4 protein-coding genes are annotated in these 4,798 nt (G+C 67.5%); 2 read left to right on the plus strand and 2 right to left on the minus strand.

All coding sequences use genetic code 11. The features are described from left to right. On the minus strand, window positions 1-1,188 hold a 1,188-nt coding region (locus ACWCRB_RS49030; RefSeq protein ID WP_451002254.1), incomplete at its 3' end, for an amidohydrolase family protein. A gap of 584 nt (window positions 1,189-1,772) precedes the next feature. Between ACWCRB_RS49030 and ACWCRB_RS49035 the strand changes: the two genes are divergently transcribed. Beyond that, the gene (locus tag ACWCRB_RS49035; RefSeq protein ID WP_451002255.1) at window positions 1,773-2,108 is read left to right on the plus strand and encodes a hypothetical protein; all 336 of its coding nucleotides are present in this window, start codon (window positions 1,773-1,775) and stop codon (window positions 2,106-2,108) included. A 252-nt stretch (window positions 2,109-2,360) separates the two neighbouring features. On the opposite strand, the gene ACWCRB_RS49040 is transcribed toward ACWCRB_RS49035, so the two are convergent. Further along, on the minus strand, window positions 2,361-2,648 hold the full coding sequence (locus tag ACWCRB_RS49040; RefSeq protein WP_451002256.1) for a metal-sensitive transcriptional regulator: 288 nt from the start codon (window positions 2,646-2,648) through the stop codon (window positions 2,361-2,363). Window positions 2,649-2,973: 325 nt separating this feature from the next. Between ACWCRB_RS49040 and ACWCRB_RS49045 the strand changes: the two genes are divergently transcribed. Further along, window positions 2,974-4,746: a tannase/feruloyl esterase family alpha/beta hydrolase gene (locus tag ACWCRB_RS49045; protein WP_451002257.1), complete on the plus strand. Its 1,773-nt coding sequence runs from the start codon at window positions 2,974-2,976 to the stop codon at window positions 4,744-4,746. Window positions 4,747-4,798: the final 52 nt, after the last annotated feature.

Genomic DNA, 4,798 nt, shown 5'->3' on the forward strand with positions numbered 1-4,798 from the left:
GTCCGGTCCCTCCACGATCAGCCCCGCCACCAGCGCGCCCGACATCCCCGCGTGCGGAAGCCAGGACGACTCGGCGCCGATCCTCGCGGCCAGGGCCGGGAACTGGGCCAGGGCGTTGGACCGTTCGACGGCCAGCCGCTCGGCGGGCGTGAACGTCTCGGCCAACTGCGGTGCGGGGTCGCCGGCCGCCGGGTACAGGGTGTTGGTGAACGGCCAGTCGGTGGCGAACAGGATGTGCTTCGTGCCGGCCAGTTCCCGTACCGACTTCATCGCCTGTGGTGCCGGTGACAGCGCGGTGTCGTAGAAGAGCCGGCGGAAGCGCGGGCTGCTGTCGTCCAGTCCCGGGATGCCCAGCTGCTGGGCGACCGCCGGCGTCACGGTCAGCAGGCTGGTGCGGTAGGAGATGTACGGCAGGGTGCCGCCGGCGTGCGCGGCGAGCCAGCGGATGTGCGGATAGCGCCGGAGCACGCCCTTGTAGAGCAGGTTGACCAGCGCGCGGGTGGTGTCGAACGTGAACTCGTACAGAAAGGGTGGCAGTCCCAGGTCCGGGTAGTGCCGGGGCGTCACCGGGTGGATGAAGACCATGGCCTTCAGCTTGTTCAACGTCTTCATGAGCGGCTCGAAGACCGGGTCGCCCAGGTACGTCCCGCCGTAGCTGCTGAAGATGCCCACCCCGTCCAGCTTCAGCTCCCGCACGGCCCGCTCGGCCTCCGTCACGGCGTTGTCCACGTCCTGCTCGTCGGCGGGGCCGCCCAGCGGCAGGACGGCGAATCCGCCGAAACGCCCCTTCAGGCGTGCTGACGCGGTGTGGACCAGGTCCCGGCTCATATAGGTGTTCAGGCGTTGCGCCATGGTCATCCTGTCCTCGGCGGCGGACAGGTAGGTGACTCCTGGCTCGGAGACGGAGACCACCTGGGTCTGGATGCCGTAGCGGTTCATGAAGTCCACGGCGAGCGTCGGGCTCCAGTCCGGTTCCGGAACGCCGCCGATCTCGGTGATGTCGTGCTCTGTCAGCGACTGCCGGTAGAAGTCCGGGATCAGATGGCAGTGCACGTCGATGCGGTCCCGGCCGCGAGGTGCGGCAGCGTCGGAGGCCGAGTCGCCGGTGGCGATCGCCCGTGCCCCGCCGAGGGCCGTCGCGGCGACTCCCGCAGGCAGGGCCGCCTTGAGCAGGCCGCGTCGCCTCACAGCGTGTCGGGCACTTGGTTCAGTACTGGCCATGGAACACCTCACCGTGGGGGGAGAGCTGGCGGAGGAGGAGGTACGACTCTGCCACGGCGAGCCCCGCGTTCCTGTAGTGCTCGCTACATGGTTGCCGTAATGGTCGCTACAGTAAGAGGAGCGCGTGTACGCGTCAAGGAGTGTCGGGTTCCGCTTCGCGGTCACGTGCCGGAGCGCAGGACCCTCGCCGGCAACCTCGACATCATGACCTCGGCCGCACTGCGCACTAACGAAGGTCGATGCGACCGGAGTGGACGCGCTCACTGATCACGCCGCTGCGCTCCACGTGAGCGAGCATCACCTCACGGCCCGTCAGTTCCAGGGCAGGGTCGAGGCGTACGCACCTTGACGCCATCACCGCAGTTCTGCCCCGTGTCGGCGAGCGCGAGCGCGCTGTGACCATTGAATTTGGTGAAACGGCTGCCCTCGCTGGGTGGGTAGCTTGGGGCCTGGTCGACTCCGGGAGGGCGCGAGCCTACTGCGAGGCCACGAGCGCGTGCGCCGACGCCGCCGGACATCCCCCACGGCGGGCCCTGGAGCATGCCCAGGCCGTGTACGACTTCGCAGACGACACCACCGAACAGGCATGGGTGCGGTTCATGACCCCGTACCGTCTCGACTCTCTGTCATTGTCGGTGTACGGGCAGCTCGGGCGGCAGGAATCGGCGGAGACCGCCGACAATGCCGTGAACCGTCTCGGCGATGAGCTGGCGGAATCAGGGGTTGTGGTCCTGGGTCACCAGGCCTCAGCGCTGCTGCGCGGAGGAGACATCGAACAAGGTGTCTACGTGGCGCATCAATTCGCAGCCGCAGCAGAGGACCGGCTGAACTTGAAGAAGCTGCCCATCCCACGAATGAGCTGGGTCGCCAACGTGCAAGTCTCCTGATTCATGCTGGGGGTTTGCTGACCAGCGAGCCCTCAGCATGGCAAGACTGGTAGATGGGCGCTTGAGCTGTGTCTTTGCAGGTCAAAGTAAGTATGGCCGGTTGTCGATCTTGGCTGTTGGAAGCGGGTTCCGGCGGGAGCACTGCTGTCGGCAGTATCGGCCTTGCGACAGCGAAGGTCACGCGTGTGTACATGCGGCTATTGGGTAGCCTCGTCCGCCGCGTAGTGGATCTCGAAAAATCGTGTGACGCACTCAGGCCAGCGAGAGGAACAGCTTCTCCAGCCGGGCACGCATCTGTTCCGGCGTCTCGCCGTTGCGCTGAGCTTTCTCGGGGTCGGTCAGGCACTGCTGCAGGCCGGTGGCGATGATCGAGAAGCCTGCCCGGTCCAGGGCCCGGGAAGCGGCGGCGAGCTGTGTGACGACCTCTTCGCAGTCCCGTCCCTCCTCGATCATCCGGATCACGCCGGCGATCTGGCCCTGAGCCCGACGCAGACGGTTCAGCACGGACTTGAGCTCCGCTCCTGCGAGATCCAATTCCACAATCACTCCTTCGCTTATACCCCTAGGGGTATGGTACGTCCGGATTCGAGGTGTCGTCGAAGACAAGGATCACACCTGTCGGCGAAGGCTGAGGTTGCGGCCCGCGTTCGTTCCGGTCCCCTGGATCGGAATATCGGCCAAAGTATTCGACAAAATCGTCGACAATTTAGTCGACGGTATTGCGTGCAGATTGTCGCAGGGCTACGTTCCTCGCCGTGCCGCCATCGCGGAGCCGGCCTCGGGCGTCCCGTGCCCGCCCGTTCCCCACTCCTGTCAGGGCACCCCCGCACGAACCCCGATCCTGCGTTTGAACGGAGTACCCAGCATGCCCAAGCTGTTCCGTTGGTGCCGGTGGAAATCCGCCACCTTCATGGCCACCCTCGCCGCGGCCCTTGCGCTGGTGACTTGCGCGAGTGTGGCACTGGCCAACAGCATGACCGGCAGCGCGCAGACCTCCGACTCCGGCTCGGCTGCCGTCACCGCGAGCAGCACGGCCGCCGGTATCGCTCCGGTCATGTCCTGCGCCGGCGTCACCTCTCTGGACCTGGCCGCCGCCGTTCCCGGTGTGCCCTTCGGGATCACCTCGGCCGCCGAAGTGGCCGCCGGCAGCAACACGTTGGGCAACTGGGCCTACTGCGACGTCAAGGGCGTCATCGCCCCGCAGATCCACTTCCAGCTGCGTCTGCCCCTGGCCGGCTGGCAGGCCGACTACCTTCAGGTCGGCTGCGGCGGTCTCTGCGGCAACGTGAACACGGGCAGTGCCCCTGCCTCCAGCGGCTGCGTCCCGCTGACCAGCGGCGCCTTCGCGGTGGCGTCCAGCGACGAGGGCCACTACCAGGGCGGCGGTCTCTTCTCCACCGACCCGACCCTGCGCGCCGACTTCGGCTACAAGTCCGACCACCTGCTCGCTCAGGCGGCCAAGGCCCTCATCGAGCGGTTCTACGGGCAGGCCCCCGCCCACTCCTACTTCGACGGCTGCTCACAGGGCGGCCACCAGGCCCTGACCGAGGCGCAGCGCTACCCGACCGACTTCGACGGCATCATCGCGGGCGCCCCGGCCAACAACTTCACCGCGCTGAACACCTTCTCGCACGCCTGGACCGCCCAGTCCGTGTACCTCAACGGCGGCCCGGCCACCATCACCAACGCCGACCTCGCCCCCATCCACGAGGCCGTGCTCAAGGGCTGCGACGCGCCCGCCGACGGCATCATCGCGGACCCGCTGGCCTGCGACTGGGACCCGGCGAGCATCAAGTGCGCGGCCGGACAGACCTCCACGACCGCGGACTTCTGCCTGACGGCGGACCAGGTCATTACCCTGCGCCGGATCTACGCGGGCCCGACCGACGAGAACGGCAAGCTGCTGTACCCGGGTTACCAACTGCGCGGCTCCGAGCTGAACTGGGCCGGGATCATCACGCCGGCCACCGCCGCCGCCAACTCCGGTGACATCAGCTTCGTGCGGGAGACCATCCGCTACCAGATCTTCGACAGCCCGCAGCCGACGCTGACGTACAAGGACATCAAGTTCACCGCCGCCTACTACAGGAAGGTCATGGCGCTGGGCGAGGGCATGTACGACGCCACCGACCCCGACCTCACGGCGTTCAAGAAGGCCGGCGGCAAGTTGATCCTGTGGCACGGCCTGGGTGACCAGCACATCCCGGCCGTCGGCACGATGGCGTACTACAAGGCCGTGCAGAAGGTCATGGGCGGCGCGGCGGCGACCAGCGGCTTCGCCCGGCTGTTCCTGCTCCCCGGTGTCGCGCACTGCGGCGGCGGTCAGGGCCCGGACACCTTCGACGCGCTGACCGCGATGACCGACTGGGTCACCAAGGGCGAGGCTCCGACCAGCCTGACGGCCAAGTCGGTCGACAGTGGCGGCGCCACCACCGCCACCCGCCCGGTCTACGCCTTCCCCTACATCGCGGTGAACACCACGGGCGGCCCGGACGACCAGGCGAGCAGCTACACCGCCGTCAGGTCCACCGCCGAGGCGAACCTGACCCTGAACTGGCTCGGCTCCTTCCGCTCCGGCTACGAGACGGTCGGCAACTGGGTCAACGGCAAGTGGGTCGTGACCAAGGCCAAGAACTGACCGGAAACAGCAACTGATCGAGGCGTCGCGGCCCCCGGTGGAAGCCGGGGGC

The organism is Streptomyces sp. NPDC002156 (assembly GCF_053593675.1).

Excerpts from the sequence above, each read along its gene's own strand:
- ACWCRB_RS49045 (WP_451002257.1), top strand. The coding sequence starts at position 2,974 with ATGCCCAAGCTGTTCCGTTGGTGCCGGTGGAAATCCGCCACCTTCATG.